Source organism: Rossellomorea aquimaris (assembly GCF_001877785.1).
GTDB lineage: Bacteria > Bacillota > Bacilli > Bacillales > Bacillaceae_B > Rossellomorea > Rossellomorea aquimaris_A.
Genome location: NZ_MINN01000150.1, coordinates 114262 through 135284, shown reverse-complemented (window position 1 = coordinate 135284; position 21023 = coordinate 114262). Strand labels below are relative to the sequence as shown.

The following is a 21023-nucleotide window of genomic DNA, read 5'->3' as shown; positions in this document are numbered from 1 at the left end:
TTAATGCAGTGAGGGACGGGCCTTACACAATTATTCCACAGCATCCCGCTGTCTCTTCTTACCTCTAAATCGGTCAAATACCAGATAAAGTGCCGGTACGATCAAGAGCGTCAGGATCACCGAGAAGGCGATCCCGGAAATGATGGTGACCGCGAGCGGTGTGAAGAGGGCGTCTCCGCTGACGGCAACCGGGATCAGGGCGACGATGGATGTCAGGGCCGTCAGTACGATCGGACGCAGTCTTGCGCGTCCTGCTTCGATTACGGCATTCTTCACGTCCATGCCATCGCGCAGTCGCTGCTCGGTGAATTCGATGAGTACGATCGAGTTCCGGACGACGATCCCGGTCAGCGACACCATTCCCATGACGGCAAGGAAAGAGATCGGTGTCTGGGTGACGAACAATCCAAGGATGGCTCCCGCAATCGCCAGATAAACGGCAACCAATACCAGGAATGGCATTGACAATGAATTGAATTGCAGGGCAATCAACAGGTAGACAAGGAAAATCACAATCGTGAACAGGATGGTGATTTCCGAGAAGAAGCTGTCCTGCGCTTCATTTTCACCGCCGAGTGTCAAGCTGTATTCAGAACCTACGTCTTTCCCGGCGTCATCCACGATCTCCTGGACTTTTTCTTCATAACCTTCCTCATTTTCAGGGAATGCGCGAATTGTGATCGCACGTTCGCCGTCGACGTGAGGAATCTGCTGGATTTCTTCTTTCTTTTGAACATTCACCAGTTCATCAAGACCTACCAGTTTCGGCGGTCCGGCAGGGTTCTTCCCGCCGGCAGCCGGTAATTCGAGGGAAGAAAGATCGATTTCCCCGTCATTTCCGCCGAGTACAAGGTTCATATCGCGTTTCGTGACGCCGTTGTCAAAGGCTTTCAGAGGGATCCCCTCTGTTGCCAGGCGTATTTGCTGACTGATCTGGTTAACGGTGATGCCGTTTTCCTCGAGCGCTTCACGGTCAGGTACATATTCCTGGACAGGGGAGAGTTCTCCTACATTGTCGACGACCAGATTGGTCTCGAGCTTTCCGATATCATCCTTGATCGAATCCCTCAGTTCAAGCAGTTTCTCCATTTCAGGTCCAGATAAGGTTACCGTTACAGGCGCACCGGCAGGAGGACCTTGTTCGATTGTTTCCATGAAAAGGACGGCATCCGGGAACCCGGTGCGCAGCTTTTCAGTCCAATCGTCGATAAGCCCTTGGGCAGTCTGGTTTTCCCGGTCTACGCGGGCAACGATCTGACCTGTATTGTCCCCTGAGTTCTCAAGGGAACTATTGAATAGATTTGGCAGCCCGGTTCCGGCGAATACGCTTGTTTCGTAGACACCTTCATCCGATTTCAGTCTGTCTTCCATTTCTGCAAGCGTGTCGGATGTTTCTTCAAGTGTCGTACCAATCGGAAGGGTGACGTCGATCGTCACTTCTTCGCGGTCGGCGGACGGGAAGAATTCAAACGGCGTAAAGGCGATCAGGCCGAATATGGCTGTCGTGAACACCAGTCCGAGTATGGCGGTCAACAAAGGTTTCTTTGAAAATCTTCTAAGGACACCGTCTGCATACCAGTCGGCCAGTTTATCAAGCGGCTTCCCGAGCAGACCGGGGGAGTCAGAAATCTTTTTCTTTGTTTTACTGTAAAGCATGTAGCGGAGCACCGGTACGAATACCAGTGCTGCCAAAGTCGAAGCCAGGATCGTTGTGATCAAGACGGTCGGAAGCGCCCTGATGAATGCACCGTTCCCTCCTGATAAAAAGACGAGCGGCAGGAAAGTGAACACGATCGCGAGGGAGGAGGTGACAATCGACACCCACATTTCCTTCACGCCGTTCACAGCACCCCTCAGCGCAGAATCCCCGAGTTTGTAGCGGCGCTGGATATTATCATTCATGACGATCGAGTCATCCACAAGGATACCGAGTGCGATGATGGCCCCGATCACTGATATTTGGTTCAGGTCCACCCCTGCATATGGAAGTGGGATCAACCCTGCGAGCACCGAAATCGGAATCGCCAGTGCGACGACGAAGACCCCGGATCCGGTCAGACCCACCGCGGTCGTGACGATGACTGCAAGGACGGATATTGCAAGCGAGGTGAACAATCCTTTAAAAATATCAGTCACCAGGCTTGCCTGTGAATAATATGGAACGAGTTCTACGTCCCCCGGAAGATTATCCGAAAGTTCTTCGACCTTGCTGCTCACCCGGTCATCGACGGATGGGATATCTTCGCCCTGTTGTACAAAAGCAGTGAAGGATACGGCAGGTTTTCCATCGAAAGTAATGATATCCTCAGGCTCTTTGGGTGAGATCTTCACGTCTGCGATATCCCCGAGCAGGACGGATTCACCACCCGGATTCTTTCCGATGAAGACTTTTTCCATATCCTCCAGGGTCTTATAATGATCGACCGTCAACTGGACGACTTCATCATTGATTTCTTCTTTCCCCAGAGGTGAAGGATAGTACTCATCATTGATGGCGGTCATGACATCGGACACGTTAAGACCGGATTCCTTTAAATCCTCGAGCTTCAATTCAATCAGGATCTGTTCCTCGGGCAGTCCCTTGACAGCCACCCCTGAAACCCCGGATAATTCCTCGACCTCCGTTTTCCAGCGGTCGACCTCTTCCTTGATGTCCTGAAGGCTTTCACGGCTGTCGCTCGTGAGCTGATAGGAGACGATCGGCATCTTCACTGTGGATTCATTGATCTCCGGATCGAATACCTCTTCAGGAAACGATGTGGAGGCATCAGAAACGGCCTGCCGCACATCGCTGAACACTTCTTTTTTGTCTTTGCCATCTTCGACCTCTACAATGATAGTAGAGAATCCGGCAGCAGAAGACGAATTGAGTTCCTTGATCCCGTCGATCGACTGCAGCGAATTTTCAATCGGATTCGTGACGGTACGCTCGACCGTATCAACGGTTGCCCCCGGATATACCGTGGAAACCGTCCCGATATTCACTTCAGTCTCGGGAATTTCCCTTTGGGGGAGCTGGAAAAAAGTAAAAATCCCGATAATGGCAAAGAGCAGTACAAAAATCAATGTGATTTTCGATCGCTTCAAGATTGCTCGAATCATCAATCATTCCTCCTGTTCACTTGGTTTGACTCGTGGGTCAAAATGGTTTTGGCTATTGCTTTTGATGTATTGATATATCAAGTTTAATGAAAATTGACTCATAAGTCATTTTTTCACGGTCGTAAATTTTAGTCAAGGAATAATGTGCTAACCCGGGGAGGAGGGATGAGGGCATCGAAACTATGGTAAAATGGTTTAAAAATCAAATGAATCGGACTTTATATAGAAGACAGGTGATATCTATTGAACAAACGTAAAGCAATACTGGAAACAGCTGTCGATCTGTTTGCAGAACACGGATACAACCGGACCTCGATGCAGCAGATAGCTGACAGCATCGGGATATCCAAAGGTTCTCTTTACTCTTTTTTCCAATCAAAGGAAGATTTAATCATATCCATCTATGAACATTATCAGCAGCTCGTCTTCGAGCGGGCGTTTGTGGTCGGCCTTGACAGCAATATGGCACCAGAGGACCGCCTGGCTAAACAATTCCAGGTCCAGTTTGAAGGAATCCTTGAGTACAAATCGTATATGAAGATGCATATGAGGGGAGAAACCGCCAAGGACAGCGAAAAGCTCGCCGAGATGGAGCACAGGATGCGCGGGAGATTATTCAGCTGGCTGCAGCACAATCTCCACCGGTTATACGGGGATAGGATCGACCCCTATAAATGGGATCTGATGTGGATGACACAGTCCATTTATTCTTCTTATATGATGCTTCTGATTTCAACCGACAGCGATCTTGAACCGGCCGATCTCGGGAAGCATATTGTGAGACAGATCATGATCCTTGCAGACGACTTCTTTGAAGGGAAGAGCGCACCTCTCCTCGATGATGAAATGATGAAACCGTTTTCAGTTGATATGGACCGGGAAGGGGCCTTCATTTCTTTTGAAAAAAGGGAGGAAGCGTGGACGAATCTGTATGAGAAGATTCATTCACTCGGGAGTGATGAAGCAGGGGAGTATGTGAAATTTGCCGACAGGATTTCAGAAGAGTGCCGGAAATCCAAACCGGATGAGTTGATCCTAAAAGGGATGTTCAGGCTGCTCCGTGATGTGGAAGACTTAAAAGAAGAAGTGACGGAATTGGAAAAACAGCTGCTGCCTTAAGCGAAATCCGGGCAGCAGCTGTTTTATTATTCTGGCTTTAGTTTCGTCAATACATTGTATCCAAACAATAACACGGCAAGCGTCGTCAGCACTCCCCCGGCTGCGATCACCGGGATGATGACTTCATTGCCGGATGAAATGAGGATGAGCAGTCCGGCCATCATAAGCGGGAGACCGATATTGTGGAGCCAAAAATGAGCTTTTGCAAGCTTTGTCTGAGACACAGCCGGGAATAAATGATAGATGATACCTGCCAAAGTAAGAGCTGTCCAGCCCAGAAGATTGGTATGAGCGTGAACCGGTGTGAAGCTGTAATCATGCGTCATCGACATATACAATCCGAATAACACGCCGATCATAAAATAAACAACCGAAATCTTGATTAATCTGATACCCATTGTTATCCCTCCATTTCTAGAAAAAATATATGAATCAAATGAATTGGATAGAACAATATTAATAGTGCTTAAGTCACGACTGAAGATGAAAAACAGTAGTAAGGTTACACCAATTAAATTTACTATGTGCAACTTTTTTGACTTTAAGAGAGATAAATGGGGAAGGATAAAAAGGTTTCTATAGACCCACTCGCATGCCGCTTGATAAAATGTTCAGGCAGTTGTTTGGAGGTTGGAATCATTGGATGATAAACGATATTCAGATTTAAAATTGGGTGAACGGGGTGCGATCATCAGCATCATCGCATATATTCTCTTATCCATATTAAAACTGGTGATTGGCAATGTGAGCGGGTCGGAGGCATTGAAAGCGGATGGTTTGAACAATACGACGGATATTCTGGCTTCGGTTGCCGTATTGATCGGGCTCAGGTTGTCGCAGAAACCTGCTGATGATGATCATCTATACGGGCATTGGAAGTCTGAAATGGTCGCTTCGATGGTGGCTTCTTTCATCATGGCAGTCGTAGGGTTCGAAGTGCTGAGAGGGGCAGTCGTTACCCTGTTCGAGGGGCACTCGCACCCGCCGGACATGATTGCTGCCTGGACGGGGATTTTTTCAGCATTGGTGATGTATTTCGTCTACCGTTATAATAAAACACTTGCGTTGAAAATAAAGAGTCAATCGGTCATGGCCGCAGCCAAAGACAATCTTTCCGATTCGTGGGTAAGTATCGGTACGGTGGTCGGGATCATCGGTTCACAGTTCCACCTGGCCTGGCTCGATCCCCTTACGGCTTTAATCGTAGGGATCTTGATCATCAAGACGGCCTGGGGCATTTTTCGTGAAGCTTCCCATCAATTGACGGATGGATTTGATCAGGATCTGATACAAGAGTACATAGAAACGATCGACGATATTTCAGGTGTCGAGGGGATCAAAGATATCAAGGCAAGAACGTACGGAAACAATATTGTCGTGGACATCGTCATTACGGTGGATCCGGAATTGAACATCAATGAAGCCCATGACATCTCTACCAAAGTGGAGAAACAGCTGGAGAGAGAGTACGAAATTTATGATGTCCACGTCCATGTTGAACCGGAGTGACTTCATATTTGAACGCAAAGAGGGACGGGCCAATAAATTCTGCCCGTCCCTCTTTTGATATTAATAGACTTTATCACCATTGAAGATGGAATTCTTCACGACCACATAATCGACGTGGCGGATGCTGTCAAGATTAGTTCCCCCTGCATAGGAGATGGAAGACTGAAGATCCTGCTCCATTTCAGTCAGGGTATCCTGGAGTGCTCCTTTGTGTTCCACGAACATTTTCTTTCCTTCGACGTTCTTCTTTTCACCTTTTTGAAATTCGGACGCAGAACCGAAATATTCTTTGAAAAGCTTGCCGTCTTTCTCGAACGTTTCACCCGGGGATTCTTCGTGACCGGCGAACAAGGAACCGATCATGACCATGGACGCACCGAAGCGGATCGATTTCGCTACATCACCGTGCGTGCGGATCCCTCCGTCAGCAATGATCGGCTTTGTGGCGGCTTTTGCACACCAGCGGAGGGCCGCCAGCTGCCAGCCTCCCGTACCGAATCCCGTTTTGATTTTCGTGATGCATACTTTACCAGGTCCGATGCCGACTTTCGTAGCGTCAGCCCCTGCGTTTTCAAGCTCTCTTACGGCTTCCGGAGTTCCGACGTTGCCGGCGATCACAAAGCTTTCGGGAAGGTGCTTTTTGATATGCTGGATCATATTGATCACGGCATTGGAGTGGCCGTGAGCGATGTCGATTGTAATATAGTCAGGAGTAAGCTGCTCTTCTGCAAGCCCCTCCACAAATGTGTATTCTTCTTCTTTGACGCCTACGCTTATGGACGCGTATAAACCGCGTGACTTCATATCCTTGATGAAATCCCGTCTTTTTTCAGGTTCAAAGCGATGCATGATATAGAAGTAATTATTTTCTGCCAGGTAAACGGCGATCTTTTCATCGATGATGGTCTGCATATTTGCAGGAACAACAGGAAGTTTAAATGAACGGCCGCCAAGCGTAACCGATGTATCACATTCAGAACGGCTGTTTACCACACATTTTGCAGGAATTAATTGAATATCTTCGTAATCAAATACATTTTCCATGAATAACACTCCTAAAAACGAATATTAATTATATTTTAATTCGTGAATGTTCGTTCCTATCGTAATATACTACATTTATTGCCAGGGTGTCAAAGATTTTTCTGACATTTATCTTCCTCTGCAAAATAAAAAACGGACCTGCTTAACGCAAGTCCGTCTAATGGATCAACACTTCTCCAGATTCCCATTCATTTTCACAAGGACTTTCCTGTACATTTCCAGCTCATCTTCTGAGATGCCGGCGAGGATGTTTTCTTCCCACAGCGCTTCGATGACCGGGGTCAGTTCCTCTTTGAGCGTGTTCCCTTTGTCTGTTATGAACAGGATGAATGAACGGCGGTCCTCTTCATTTTTCTTCTTGATGACCAGTTCTTTCCGTTCGAGGATATCGAGGATCCTTGTCACGGTGGGCTGGTCCTTCTCTGCTTTATTCGCCAGTTCCTTCTGGTTGATGCCGTCATTTTCGGACAGCCGCTTAAGGACGGTCCACTGCTCGGGTGTAATATCGAAATTCTTAATGTTCACAGATAAGAAACGGATAATGTTCTTAACGGTATTGCTTGTAAAAAGACCGATTGCTTCATCGCGAGTATCATGCATGCTGTATCACCTGCCACCAATTTTAGTCTCCTTCTATCATACTACAAAAGTCACTGGAAATGAGAACGATTTCATATTAATTGTCATAACAAGTATTTACTTCTGTGCTTTCTGTATATATAATTAGTATGACAACTAATTGAATCGATTATACATCATCGCTTGAAAGGGGATTTACATGCAAAAATCGACACACAACATTTGGACAAAGCCTTTTCTGATGGCTTTATCGAATAATTTTTTCGTCTTTTTGGTCTTCTATTCGTTGTTGACCGTGCTGCCTGTCTACGTTATTGACGAACTTCAGGTAAGTAAAGCACAGGCTGGTCTCGTAACAACGATGTTTTTAATTTCAGCGATCATCGTCCGGCCGTTTTCAGGAAAGATCATTGACGCACTGGGGAAAAAGAAGACCCTGATGATATCCGTTTTCTTCTTTGGCGCTTCTTCCTTTTTTTATTTTGTGATCAGTGATTTTAATCTGCTGATCGCGCTGCGCTTTTTCCATGGCATCTGGTTCAGCATCGCTTCAACCGTATTAGTGGCAATCGCGGCGGATATGATACCGGAGCATAGGAAGGGGGAAGGACTCGGATACTTTGCCATGTCGATGAATCTGGCCGTTGTTGCCGGTCCGTTCCTTTCACTGGCCCTCGTTCAGTTCATCCCATATACATCCCTGTTCCTTCTGCTGGCGTCCATGATGGTGGCTGCCTTTATATTGACTTTCGGCATACAGACATCTTCCGCAGCGGCATCCGGCCCGAAAGCTTCCAGACGGATCACTGCGAAGGATTTGATCGAAGTGAGGGCGATGCCGATCGCGTTCGTGGGATTCCTGACGGCGTTTGCGTATTCCGGCATCATGTCATTCATTTCCGTTTATGCAAAATCAGTCGGCCTCTTTGAATCGGTCAGCCTGTTTTTCGTCGTGTTTGCGGCAGCGATGCTGTTATCCAGACCATACACAGGAAGATTATTTGACAAAAAGGGACCCGATTCGGTCATTTACCCGTCGCTGATCATCTTTGCGATCGGCCTCGCCGTGTTGAGTATCACACAGTCGACAATCGTCCTTCTTGCAGCAGGTGCACTCATCGGCCTCGGCTACGGTGCCTTGCTGCCAAGCTACCAGACGATGGCGATCCAATCTTCCCCGAGGGAAAGAACCAGCCACTCGACAGCGACATTCTTTATCTTCTATGACCTCGGAATCGCAGTCGGATCTGTCGTGCTGGGTATGATTTCAGGAGGCCTGGGCTTCACGAGCCTGTACCTGCTGTCCGGTGCGGTAGTCTTGGTGACACTGTTTGTTTATCGGTATCATTCTGTGCTTGCAGGTAAAAAAAGAAGTGGGGCGCGGGAGGCATTGGAATTATAATGGTAGAGAAGACCGTGATTTTTTGATGGTCTTTTCTATTGGTAGAAAATACTGTAAAAAATATGTCGAAATTGTGTTGACAACGTTTTCACCCTCCTGTACATTTGTAAGTAAGTTAACAGAAGCGCAAGAGATTGAGAGACTCGCGGTACTAGGTCCACTTTTCTATGGGGAAAGTGTATACATGTACGGGTGTCTCTCTTTTTTTGTGTTTTTAACTGGCCATGGTCGGGTATATTCCTGCTCTTTTGGCAAAATAATTATATGTGAATAGGCGAAGCCGTCTATTCCACTCATTAAAAAGGAGGGCAATCATGCTTAAATTATTCAAGCCGGCACCGCCGATTGAACGGCTGCCGGAAGAACGTGTCGATGCTGAATACAAAAAGCTCCGTCTTCAAGTATTCATCGGGATTTTCATCGGCTACGCGGCATATTATTTAATTCGTAAAAATTTCTCTTTGGCGATGCCGTACCTTACAGAAGAAGGCTTCTCAAAGGGTGAACTCGGTCTTGCGCTATCTGCGATTTCCATTGCATACGGAATCAGTAAATTCGTAATGGGGACCGTATCGGACAGGAGTAACGCCAGGTATTTCCTGACCGCGGGACTCGTATTATCAGCAATCATAAGCTTGGCTATGGGATTAATACCATTCTTTACTTCATCTGTTACCATCATGTTTGTGATGCTGTTTTTAAACGGCTGGGTACAGGGGATGGGCTGGCCGCCGTCAGGCCGTACACTCGTCCACTGGTTCAGTGTCAGTGAGCGTGGAGGGAAGACGGCCATCTGGAACGTCGCCCATAACGTCGGCGGCGGGTTGATGGCTCCACTTGCGATAGGTGGAGTATCAATCGTAGGCACTTATTTTGGGGCAGTTTATTCAGGATACGAGGGTGTCTTCATTCTTCCTGCACTCGTTGCCCTGGTTATCGCAGTGATTGCATTCATCCTAATGCGTGATACCCCGCAATCAGTCGGACTTCCACCGATCGAAGAGTATCGCGATGACTATCCTACTAAATCGAAAGTCACTCTTGAAACTGAATTAACAACAAAGGAAATCCTTTTTAAATATGTCCTGAATAATAAGTGGGTCTGGGTCATTGCTGTGGCCAATATTTTCGTGTATTTCGTCCGTTACGGAGTACTTGACTGGGCACCGACTTATTTGAGCGAAGAAAAAGGATTCGATATGGAAGCATCAAGTGTAGCCTATTTCCTTTATGAGTGGGCCGGTATTCCGGGGACGCTTCTGTGCGGGTATTTGTCAGATAAGTTCTTCAAAGGCCGCCGCGGCCCTGCCGGATTCGTCTTCATGCTGGGTGTATTGATCGCCGTTGTGATTTACTGGCTGAACCCTGCAGGAAACCCAATGATCGATAACATTGCATTGATTGCAATCGGCTTCCTTATCTATGGACCTGTCATGCTGATCGGTCTTCAGGCGCTTGATTATGTACCTAAGAAAGCAGCCGGTACCGCTGCGGGTCTTACAGGTCTGTTCGGATACCTTGGAGGAGCGGTCATGGCCAATGCTCTGATGGGCTTCATCGTAGAGGGAGCAGGCTGGGATGCAGGATTCATGCTCCTTGTCGGTTCATGTGTACTCGCAACCATCCTCTTTGCATTCACATGGAATGTGCGCGGACAGGAAGTTGTCAAAGGGCACTAATTTTTAGAGTAGTTTATAAACCCAATCGCCTTAGTGCGGTTGGGTTTTTTTATTGAGAATGAGCACCTTCCGAATCACCGGCCGTTCTCATTTCCATCTAGTCCAAACCTCCTTTTTTACGAAAGTCGGGAATGTTTTCAAAACAGGGAATCCAAGGTTGGATGAACTGCTGTGAAGGATGCTCGAACCCCAATACCACCAAAGCTTTTCCCGCATCAAACAAAACCAATTAACATCCCCTGCCAAAAGTAGTATTTATCCTGTTTTAACTGAGAACAGTTTTCAATTATTGTTGACATTGATAATCATTATCAATTACTATGACGTTGAAAGCAAAACGGAAACAATCAGTGAAAGGATGATAACGAATGACAGTTCAAACATTGACTTCAAATAAAGAATTACTAAGCCAGCAGGAGAAACGCGAATCCAATGCAAGATCCTATCCGAGAAGGATTCCTCTTGCCATCAGCGAGGCCGAGGGGATCCATGTTACCGATATGGAAGGAAAGAAGTATTACGACTGCCTGGCAGGGGCCGGCACATTGGCGTTAGGGCATAATCATCCTGCAGTGGTCGAAGCCATGGAGCAGGTAATCCGCGATAAACGCCCTTTACATACTTTAGATTTGACCACGCCAGTGAAAGAAGAATTCGTTAACGAGCTATTTGCTTCTTTGCCCGAAGGGTTCCGGGACCGTGCAAAAGTGCAATTTTGCGGGCCGACCGGTGGAGATGCCATCGAAGCAGCATTGAAATTGGTCAAAACGGCAACCGGAAGACAGAGCATCCTGACCTTCCAAGGGGGATATCATGGTGCAACGCACGGAACGATGGCGATCTCAGGAAACCTGGGTCCGAAGAAGAAAGTCGGCGGCCTCATGCCTGACACTCATTTCCTGCCCTACCCATATACATACCGCTGTCCGTTCGGGGTAGGGGGAGAAGAGAGCCACCGTATCTCGGCACGCTATATCGAGAACCTGTTGGATGATCCTGAAAGCGGGATCCTGCCGCCGGCTGCGATGATCTTCGAGACCGTCCAGGGTGAAGGTGGTTCTATACCGGCACCGATCGAGTGGCTGCAGAAAATGAGACGGATCACGGAAGAACGCGGCATCCCGTTGATCATTGACGAAGTACAGACTGGAATAGGACGTACAGGAAAGCTGTTCTCATTCGAGCATGCCGGAATCGTACCGGATGTATTTGTCCTCTCGAAGGCAATCGGGGGCAGTCTGCCGCTGTCCGTTGTCGTATATGACAAGGATCTCGACTGCTGGGAGCCGGGAGCGCATATCGGTACGTTCCGCGGCAACCAGATGGCAATGGCAGCGGGTACGGCAACATTGAAATATATCAAGGAAAATGACCTTGTTCAGCATGCAGACAAAATGGGACAAAGGCTCCTCCAGTCGTTATCCGGACTTCAAAGCGAATTTCCTGAAATCGGGGACGTGAGAGGAAGGGGCTTGATGATCGGAGCAGAAATGGTGGACCCGTCCCTCCCGCAGTCAACATCGAAAAGCCACCCGGCAAACCCTGAGCTTGCAAGCCGTATCCAGCAGGAGTGCTTCAAACGAGGATTGATCCTTGAAGTGGGGGGCAGACACGGGGCAGTCGTCCGATTCCTTCCTCCGCTCATCATTACTGGGGAGCAATTGGATGAAGTCTTCTCCATCTTCAAAGAAGCTGTCTCGGCTTCCGTTGTGAGGTAGGCCCTATGAGTACAGGCATAAAGCTAAAAAATAAAAAGACGGCGTTTGACTCCTTCTTCCTTCATCAGGGGGAGGAAGGGCTCACCGCTTTTGAAAAAGGAATGGAACAAGTCAGCAATAAACTTAAAGAAGTTTACAGCGATACCGAACAGCCTTTCATCGGAAAGACCCCGGCTGAAATCGAAAAGGAAATCGCGGGGATCATGAACTTTGCCGGGGAAGGCCGCTCGCTTCAGAAGGTCCTCGATGAGATTGAAGGTCCCGTCATAAGGAACAGCCTTCATATCTCACATAAAAAGAGCATGGCTCATCTGCATTGTCCGCCGCTGCTCCCGGGGATCATCGGCGAATGCATCATCGGTACATTGAATCAGTCCATGGACTCCTGGGATCAGAGCACGGCAGCTACATATGTAGAAGAAGGAATGGTGGAATGGCTGAAGGAAACGGTGGGTTATCCTGGACCCTCCGACGGTGTGTTCACGAGCGGCGGTACACAATCCAACTACATGGGGCTGCTGCTTGCCAGGGATTCATTCTGCCAAAACCAATGGGGCCATAACGTACAAAAGCAAGGATTGCCGCCTGAATTTCACCGGCTGCGCATCCTTTGTTCGGAAGATGCCCATTTTACCGTGAAGAAGTCCGCCTCACAGCTCGGTCTGGGTGAACAAGCTGTCATCACGGTGAAAACGGACGAGTACCACCGGATGTGCATGGAAGATATTCAAAATGTACTGAAGCGGCTTAAGGCAGACGACATGCTGCCCTTCGCCATCGCCGCAACATGCGGAACCACAGATTTCGGAAGCATCGATCCATTGCCGGAACTCGCTTCCATTTCAGAGGAAAAAGGACTTTGGTTCCATGTGGACGCAGCATTCGGGGGTGGGTTGCTCCTGAGTCATTCTCACTGCGATAAGCTTAAAGGCCTTGAAAAGGCGGACTCGATGACCATAGACTTTCACAAATTATTTTATCAGCCTGTCAGCTGCGGGGCATTCATGGTGAAGGACCGGCGGCATTTCGGATTCCTTTCCCATCACGCGGATTACTTAAATCCCTTAAAAGATGAAGATGACGGAATTGTGAATCTTGTGACGAAATCGACCTCTACCACCAGAAGATTTGATTCATTGAAGCTTTATCTGTCCTTGAAGACAGTGGGCATAGAAACCTTTGGTGAAATGATCGACCGGACCATGGAGCTTGCCCGCTATACAGCAGGATACCTGGAAGGTCTTGATACCATCGACCTCAAAAATAAACATCCAGAAATCAATACCATCGTCTTCAGGTATAAGCCGGAGACTGAAATCGGCATCGGCCTTGATGAACTGAACAGGGCGATTCAGCAGTCGCTCCTTCATGAAGGAAAGGGAGTCATTGCGAAGACAACCGTTGACGGTGAGACCTTCTTGAAGCTCACTCTCCTGAATCCGAGAACAAGTGAAGAAGATATCCACGAGCTGATGGATGAAATAAAGAAGACTGCAACTCAACTAATGAATGGAGGTTTAGCCCGTGTATGATACAAAGCAGCTGGCAGAAAACGCCACGATGCAAAGCTTTCTGAATTGTTATTTAAGGGAGACCGGGAATTTTGAAGAAGCTCCGGAGCTGATGGAACACCCTTTTTTTGTAAAAGAGGGGATGGACAAAGTGATTGTCTCCAAATTGATCCTGCAGAAAATCGAAGTGGTTGCAGGGGTTGGATACTGGTCTGATACAGACCGCCATTTATTTTCTTTCCCGATCTACTATCGCACCTCTGGCAGTGAAGACCTGCAGCCGATCGACTATATCACGCTTACTTCGCTCATAGTGAAAGAATTCCTACTGGATAAAAGCTTCAGGGGAGCCGAGGATGAACTCATTTACCGCGTCATCCTGAGCTGCCGCAGCATCAAAACGTACCTGGATGCCCGGGTGGAAGACGCAGAATCACTTTCTCAGGAAGACTTTGAATTCATCGAAGCGGAGCAGTCCCTATTATTCGGGCACCTGCTTCATCCGACCCCGAAAAGTAAACAGGGTCTGACTGAAACGGAGGATGCGATGTATTCCCCCGAGCGGAAAGGAGCGTTCCAGCTTCACTATTTTGCAGCGGAGAAGTCACTGGTTCTCCAGGATTCCAGCCGTCCGCAGTCTGCTGCTTCTATTATTTTCGAAGAATTGGAGAATGACAGCGAAGTTGATCAGGACTGGCTCGAAGAAATCATGAAAAAAGATGAAAAGGTATTGATCCCGGTTCATCCACTCCAAGTGAAGGAACTGATGGAGAATCCTGAAGTGCAAACGAGGCTAGCGGATGGTTCGCTTCAGTATGCAGGTCCCGCCGGCAAAAAGTTTACGGGTACTTCATCATTCAGGAGCGTGTACAGCAAAAGCTCTAAATATATGTATAAATTCTCTGTACCTGTCAAAATCACAAACTCCCTCCGCATCAACCAGGCAAAGGAGCTTGCCAGGGGAGTGGAGGTTTCAAGGCTTCTGGAGACGGAAGTTGGACAAAGTATCAAGCGGAATTTTCCCAACTTTCGCATATTAGAGGATCCAGCTTACTTGAATCTTGTATCGGAGACAGAACTCTCAGGATTTGAGGTCGTGATCCGCGACAATCCTTTCTATGAAAATAGCAAAAATGCCAGCCTGGTTGCAGGTTTGTGCCAGGATCATGCCTTCGCTGGAAAACCAAGGCTCTACAGTATAATCAAAGGGATTGCCAACCGAGAGAATCGTTCGGCGGAAGAAGTGAGCATCGACTGGTTCAAACGTTACCTGGATCTGACACTCGACCCGATAATCTGGCTGTTTAACACCTATGGAATTGCGCTTGAGGCCCATCAACAGAACTCGGTCATCAAGCTCGGGGGCGGCTATCCTGAAACGTTCTATTACCGCGACAACCAAGGCTACTACTACAGCGAATCGAAGGCGGACAAATTGAAGGAACTGCTGCCTGAACTCAATACAGTGAGTGATACGATCTGTGCTGATGACGTATCGGAAGAGCGACTGAGATATTACTTTTTCTTCAATCACCTGTTCGGTCTTATCAACGGTTTTGGAGTCAGCGGTCTTATCGAAGAAGGGGAGCTGATCCATGTATTGAAGGAACGGCTTAAGAAACACGAAGAAACGATGCCATCAGACCTTCTGAGCAGTCTGTTGTATCAGCCGGAGCTTCCATGCAAAGCCAACCTGCTGACCCGTTTCTATGACATGGATGAGCTTGTCGGCCCGATGGAATCGCAGTCCGTCTATACGATGGTGAAGAACCCGATCGCGGGAGAGGTGGAGATCCTCCATGCACTATGAGTTTTATGATGAAGAGATCGGAAGGAAGATTTCGTTTAGGAAAGCAGAGTTTGAGCGGGATGTGGACATGATCCACACCTGGATGATGGAGGACCATGTCCACCCGTTCTGGAATCTCAACATGCCTCTTAATAAGTTCAGGGAACATTTGAGAAAAGCATTGAACGATGATCACCATACCCTCTATATCGGATGTCTGGACGATGTGCCGATGAGTTACTGGGAGGCCTACTGGGTCAAAGGGGATGTGCTGGAAAAAATGTATAATGCCGTTCCCCATGACCAGGGCGTCCATCTCTTGATCGGTGATAAAGAATTTTTAGGAAAAGGATATTCATTGCCGCTGTTAAGGGAAATGGTCCGGTTTCAATTCCAGGATGACAGGACAGAAAAGGTCATGGCGGAACCCGATATCCGGAATGAAAAAATGATCCATGTGTTTACGAAATGCGGTTTCAAAAGAATCGGACCGATTGAACTGCCGGATAAAACCGGACTGCTCATGAAATGTGAGCGGGGAGAATTCGAAAAGAGGTGGACCCCATGAATGAAAATGAAATCCATGACGTGATCGGCATCGGGATCGGCCCCTTCAATTTAGGTTTGGCGGCCTTGCTTGATGAAGTTGGGGATATGAAGGCCCTGTTCCTTGAAAAGAAGACGGAATTCAATTGGCATCCCGGGATGCTGATCGATGGGACGACCCTGCAGGTACCATTTTTCGCGGACCTTGTGTCGATGGCAGATGTCAGAAGCAAATACACATTCCTGAACTATTTACAGGCTCACAATCGTTTGTATCACTTTTATTTCCTTGAGAAATTCCATATTCCGAGAAAAGAATACAACCATTATTGCCGCTGGGTCTCCGATCAGCTGCCGCAATGCCGGTTTGGGATGGAAGTCGAACGTGTTGTACCGGCAGTGCTGGATGACGGAGGGAACGGGTACGAGGTTTCCGTATGGAATGATGCGGCGCGTACTGAAGAGCGGTTCGTGACGCGCCACCTCGTGATGGGGATCGGCTCTGTTCCTTCTGTCCCGGAACACTTCAGGGAACATCTCGGAAGCAGCGTCTTCCATACATCCGAGTATCTGGAGAAAAAAGAGATCTGTAAAGAGGCGCGATCGGTGACGGTCATCGGGTCTGGGCAGAGCGCCGCGGAAGTATTCCTTGATGTGGCGAAAGAACAGGAGAACCACGGATTCACCCTGGACTGGTTCACCCGTTCCAAAGGATTCTTCCCGATGGAGTATTCAAAGCTCGGACTTGAATACTTCTCACCCGACTATACGGACTTCTTCTACAGCCTGCCGCAGGAGAAAAAGGATGCTCTCCTGAAGGATCAGGACCTCTTGTATAAAGGAATCAGCGCAGACACGATCGCGGAGATTTATGACTATCTGTACGAGCGTTCGATCGGAAGTGAATACCCTCGGATCTCTCTGCAGGCGATGACGGAAATCACCGGTCTTGAAGCCAGTGGCCGCGGTTACTCGCTCCGCGGATATCACCAAGTAAAAGAAGAAACATTCACTCAAGAGAGCGACGTCGTCATCTTCGGGACAGGTTACAAAACAGCGGTTCCGTCGTTTCTGTCCGGTATGAAGGATGACCTGGTATATGACGTTGCCGGCAGGTTCAAGTTCACGAAGGATTACCGCCTGGAGACCTTCATCGGCGAAGGCGGCAGCATCTTCGTTCAAAACGGGGAGATGCACACCCATGGAGTCGGGGCCCCGGACCTTGGACTCGGCGCACACCGGAATGCAGTCATTATCAATCAATTAGCCGGAAGGGAAGTATATCCGGTTCAGACGAAGAATGTGTTTCAGACATTTGGAGTTGAAAAACGGGCTGCGGCTGCCGTTCCAAGCATGTGAGGGTGACGGGGGAATGAAGGCGGACTTGGGTTGGGTAAGCACCTGCATTTTTTGATAATAAAAGTATAGGTTTGCTTATAAGTGTCGCGCTTTCGATTACAATAAAGAATCTTTAATAAAAGGCTTCGCAGTTTCGATAATAAAAGCTTGATTTTCAATAATAAAGCTTTTGATTTCGATAATGAAATTTCCGTTTTCAATAATAAAGCTTTCTGAGTATAAGGAAAGTAAGTTCAAATTTGAAGATTTTAGTTGGAAATACGTTTTTATAGTGGAAAACGAATGAATTATATAGCGGGTAGGATGAAAAACATGTTTTCCTATGGAAAATACACAAATTTCACTGTTTTTTGACGCTGGATTCTAAACTGGTTCGGGCAAGACGCAGACCCTTTCGGAAAGCGAAGTCCTGCACGTAACCCAACAGCGGTAATAAACCTTGAATCTCATTTATTAAAAGCAGCAACTAAAATAGACAGAAAGAAGGGATCCCATGCAATTTGCAAGCGAACTGCAAACCGTATTGAACAAGCACAACTGGAAAAAGGTCAACCGCAAACTGATTGCAAAAATGTTATCAGAGTATATGTACGAAGACATGATCCAGCCCAGCATACTCGATGAAAAGGGAAAGACCATCACATATGCCCTGCAGATCTCAGACGATAAACAGTACCGCTACCAGGCTGAAAAACGATTGTTTGACAGTTTTGATGTGAAATGGGAAACGATCGACATCACAGCAGACGGAGAAACAAAGCAGGCTGACAGCGCCATCGCACTGCTCATCGATCTTCAGGAACTCATCCCGATGTCACCGGAAACGGTCGGGCATCTGATCAAAGAGCTGAACGCTACCCTGATTGCCGACGCCCACCTGCTGGACAAAGAATCGAAATCATCTGATGAACTCATCCATGTAGATTATGCCGAGCTCGAAGGCTTCATGACCGGCCACCCGTGGATTACATACAACAAGGGTCGGATCGGCTTCGGGTACGATGACTATCTTACCTATGCACCCGAACACGGGAGGGAAATCCGTCTTTCCTGGGTTGCCGTCGCTAAAAAAATTGCTTCATTCCAATCGATCGAAGGCTTGAAGTATGAGGACCTGCTCGCCTCTGAATTGTCCGAAACGGAAAGAACTTCTTTTGAAAAAATAATAAAAGACCATGGAGAGGACCCGTCAGACTATTATTTCATGCCGGTACACGAATGGCAGTGGAAAAACGTCCTGATCCAGAACTTCCCTGAGGAACTTTCAGGAAAAAAGATCATCCCACTCGGGGAAGGAAACGACAGCTACCTGCCGCAGCAGTCGATCCGTACATTCGTGAACAGGACGAATAAAGGGAAGCACCACGTCAAGCTTCCGATTAGCATCCTCAATACACTTGTTTACAGGGGGCTGCCGTCCGAGCGCACATTGATTGCCCCGCAGGTGACGGAGCTCATCAAAGGCATAGCAGACAAAGACACTTTCCTGAAGGACGAATGCCGCGTCATCCTGCCGGGGGAAAATGCCAGTATGAATGTCGATCACCCCTATTACACCGGGGTGAAGCAGGCTCCATATCAGTATCTCGAAATGCTTGGGACAATTTGGAGGGAAAGCATCTATACGTATCTCGATGAAGGGGAACAGGCCATCACGCTTGCGGCTCTTTTATATGAAGATCATGACATTAAACCGTATGTACAAAGCCTGATCGAAGATTCCGGACTCCAAGCCGATGAATGGATGAAGACCTTCTTCAAGGTGGTCATGGATCCGCTGCTTCATTACCTATATCAATATGGAACGGTTTTCTCTCCGCATGGTCAGAATACGATCGTCGTGCTGAAGGATTCTGTTCCCCACCGTCTGGCCATCAAAGATTTCGTCGATGACGTCAATATCTCGGACCAGGACTTCCCTGAGCTGAGAGGATTGTCGAAGGAATTCAAAGAGGTGCTGAGAAGCGAGCCGCCGGAAGGCTTGACTCAATTCATCTTCACAGGTTTGTTCATCTGCCATCTGCGCTATATGAGCAATATCCTCGTCAATCATGAACTTATGGAAGAAGAAACATTCTGGGGCATGCTTGCAGAGGCCATCGGGGATTATCAGCACAGATTCCCCCAATTGAAGGAACGGTTCGAGCTGTTTGACTTCTTTAAGCCGGAATTGACCAAGCTTTGCCTGAACCGCAACCGCATGGTCGATTATGGATACGCAACCGGCGACGACCGTCCGCATGCTTCAGAGTTCGGAAAAGTGAATAATGCACTGGCACTTTTCAAGGTGAAGGAGACGGTTTAATAGCTGTGCTGCAAGCCTGCCGGGCAGGCTGCCATAATGCCAGGGAAAATTCCGTAAGTAAGATGAGCAAAAAAACGGATCATCCATGATCCTCGAAGAAAGAAGGTTTAGCAGGTGAGTATTATCGTACAAAAATTCGGAGGGACCTCTGTCGATTCTGCATCCGCAATTAAAAGGGCAGCTTCAAGGGTGATTGAGGAAAAGAATCTTGGACATGATGTCGTGGTGGTCGTCTCGGCCATGGGGGATACAACGGATACCTTGACGAGGCTTGCCTATGAAGTAACCTCGAATCCGCAAAAAAGGGAAATGGATATGCTTCTGTCGACAGGGGAACAGGTTACGATCGCTCTATTAGCCCTGGCCCTCCAGGAAAAAGGAGTGGATTCGATCTCCTTCACCGGCGGCCAGGCAGGCATCCAGACGGATTCGATACACGGCAACGCCAAGCTAAAAAGTATTGATCCCGATCCAATATTAAGGGAACTCGCTGATGGTAAAGTCGTCGTGGTGGCAGGTTTTCAAGGCGTGACAGAAGCGGGGGCCATCTCCACGCTGGGGCGCGGCGGGTCAGATACAACCGCAGCCGCCCTTGCAGCCCGTCTCGGTGCGGAACGCTGTGACATTTATACTGACGTTGATGGCGTATACACCTCGGATCCCAGGTATATCAAGAAAGCTGCCAAGATTTCATCCCTGACGTACGATGATATGCTGAACCTTGCAGCAAGGGGAGCAGGCGTACTGCATCCACGATCCGTTAAACATGCGAAAGAGCACGGAGTTCCGATGACAGTACGGTCCAGTCTTACTAATGAACGGGGCACGTACATAAATCATACTTCCAAGCGGTCAGACAGATACCCCGTCATCGGCATCGTCTTTCAAGACGAAAGAGCAAGCATTACTCTGAATGGAGAGGACAGGGACCGCGGACATGACAGGCAATCTGTAATCAGGTCGATACTTGCAGCCAGACATATCGAGTGTGATTTTTACAAAAATCAACAAGAAACTACTCTTCTCATTCCGCATTGTGACCTGAAGGAATCACTGGAGCTTATTTCAGAAAAGGAAGGACCAATCGCGTTTGAACGGTTGACTACGGACTGTGATCTGGCCAAATTGGCCGTCATCGGAAGCAACATCCGGACACGCCGGGTCATCCAGGGGAAAACCGCACAGATGCTGACTCGTGCACAGATCGATTTCCAGTTCATCGACGACGCCCCCGGGAGTGTGACGGTAGTCGTGAAGCAGCCTGATATGCACCGGGCAGCTGAAATACTCCATACAGGATTCGGCCTCGATGTTCCCGAAATGAGAAAAATTGCTGCAATTCATTAAAAAGGACACTTCCC

15 protein-coding genes are annotated in these 21023 nt (G+C 48.0%); 11 read left to right on the top strand and 4 right to left on the bottom strand.

Going from position 1 to position 21023, the window contains the following annotated elements:
• Positions 1-30: 30 nt before the first annotated feature.
• Positions 31-3102, bottom strand: coding sequence for an efflux RND transporter permease subunit (locus BHE18_RS21680; protein WP_071620553.1), 3072 nt, complete (start codon positions 3100-3102; stop codon positions 31-33).
• Between the two features lie 243 nt (positions 3103-3345).
• Between BHE18_RS21680 and BHE18_RS21675 the strand changes: the two genes are divergently transcribed.
• Positions 3346-4221, top strand: coding sequence for a TetR/AcrR family transcriptional regulator (locus BHE18_RS21675; protein WP_071620552.1), 876 nt, complete (start codon positions 3346-3348; stop codon positions 4219-4221).
• A 26-nt stretch (positions 4222-4247) separates the two neighbouring features.
• On the opposite strand, the gene BHE18_RS21670 is transcribed toward BHE18_RS21675, so the two are convergent.
• Positions 4248-4619: a cbb3-type cytochrome c oxidase subunit I gene (locus BHE18_RS21670; protein ID WP_071620551.1), complete on the bottom strand. Its 372-nt coding sequence runs from the start codon at positions 4617-4619 to the stop codon at positions 4248-4250.
• 241 nt (positions 4620-4860) lie between these two features.
• Between BHE18_RS21670 and BHE18_RS21665 the strand changes: the two genes are divergently transcribed.
• Positions 4861-5730 (top strand): cation diffusion facilitator family transporter, encoded by an 870-nt coding sequence (locus BHE18_RS21665; RefSeq protein ID WP_071620550.1) that lies wholly within the window; start codon positions 4861-4863, stop codon positions 5728-5730.
• Between the two features lie 60 nt (positions 5731-5790).
• On the opposite strand, the gene guaC is transcribed toward BHE18_RS21665, so the two are convergent.
• Both guaC and BHE18_RS21655 read right to left on the bottom strand, forming a co-directional pair.
• The gene (gene guaC / locus BHE18_RS21660; protein WP_071620549.1) at positions 5791-6774 is read right to left on the bottom strand and encodes a GMP reductase; all 984 of its coding nucleotides are present in this window, start codon (positions 6772-6774) and stop codon (positions 5791-5793) included.
• Positions 6775-6939: 165 nt separating this feature from the next.
• Entirely contained in the window at positions 6940-7374 is a 435-nt protein-coding gene (locus tag BHE18_RS21655; protein ID WP_071620548.1) for a MarR family winged helix-turn-helix transcriptional regulator, read from the bottom strand.
• Positions 7375-7552: 178 nt separating this feature from the next.
• Between BHE18_RS21655 and BHE18_RS21650 the strand changes: the two genes are divergently transcribed.
• The 9 genes from BHE18_RS21650 (at position 7553) to BHE18_RS21610 (ending at position 21009) form a co-directional block, all read left to right on the top strand.
• Positions 7553-8755, top strand: coding sequence for an MFS transporter (locus BHE18_RS21650; protein WP_071620547.1), 1203 nt, complete (start codon positions 7553-7555; stop codon positions 8753-8755).
• Between the two features lie 314 nt (positions 8756-9069).
• Positions 9070-10434, top strand: a complete 1365-nt coding sequence (gene glpT / locus BHE18_RS21645; RefSeq protein ID WP_071620546.1) for a glycerol-3-phosphate transporter — start codon at positions 9070-9072, stop codon at positions 10432-10434.
• Between the two features lie 368 nt (positions 10435-10802).
• Entirely contained in the window at positions 10803-12152 is a 1350-nt protein-coding gene (locus tag BHE18_RS21640; protein ID WP_071620545.1) for an aspartate aminotransferase family protein, read from the top strand.
• A 5-nt stretch (positions 12153-12157) separates the two neighbouring features.
• Entirely contained in the window at positions 12158-13684 is a 1527-nt protein-coding gene (locus BHE18_RS21635; RefSeq protein ID WP_235860412.1) for a pyridoxal phosphate-dependent decarboxylase family protein, read from the top strand.
• Between the two features lie 28 nt (positions 13685-13712).
• Positions 13713-15473 carry an IucA/IucC family protein gene (locus tag BHE18_RS21630; protein ID WP_071620589.1) on the top strand — a complete coding sequence of 587 codons (1761 nt, stop codon included), beginning with the start codon at positions 13713-13715 and terminating at the stop codon, positions 15471-15473.
• 16 nt (positions 15474-15489) lie between these two features.
• A complete protein-coding gene (locus BHE18_RS21625; protein ID WP_141771966.1) occupies positions 15490-16020 on the top strand; it encodes a GNAT family N-acetyltransferase in 531 nt (176 codons plus the stop codon).
• Positions 16017-17357 (top strand): lysine N(6)-hydroxylase/L-ornithine N(5)-oxygenase family protein, encoded by a 1341-nt coding sequence (locus tag BHE18_RS21620; RefSeq protein WP_071620543.1) that lies wholly within the window; start codon positions 16017-16019, stop codon positions 17355-17357. The genes BHE18_RS21625 and BHE18_RS21620 overlap by 4 nt, the downstream gene beginning before the upstream one ends.
• A 493-nt stretch (positions 17358-17850) precedes the next feature.
• On the top strand, positions 17851-19662 hold the full coding sequence (locus BHE18_RS21615) for an IucA/IucC family protein (protein ID WP_071620542.1): 1812 nt from the start codon (positions 17851-17853) through the stop codon (positions 19660-19662).
• A 114-nt stretch (positions 19663-19776) separates the two neighbouring features.
• A complete protein-coding gene (locus BHE18_RS21610) occupies positions 19777-21009 on the top strand; it encodes an aspartate kinase (protein ID WP_071620541.1) in 1233 nt (410 codons plus the stop codon).
• Positions 21010-21023: the final 14 nt, after the last annotated feature.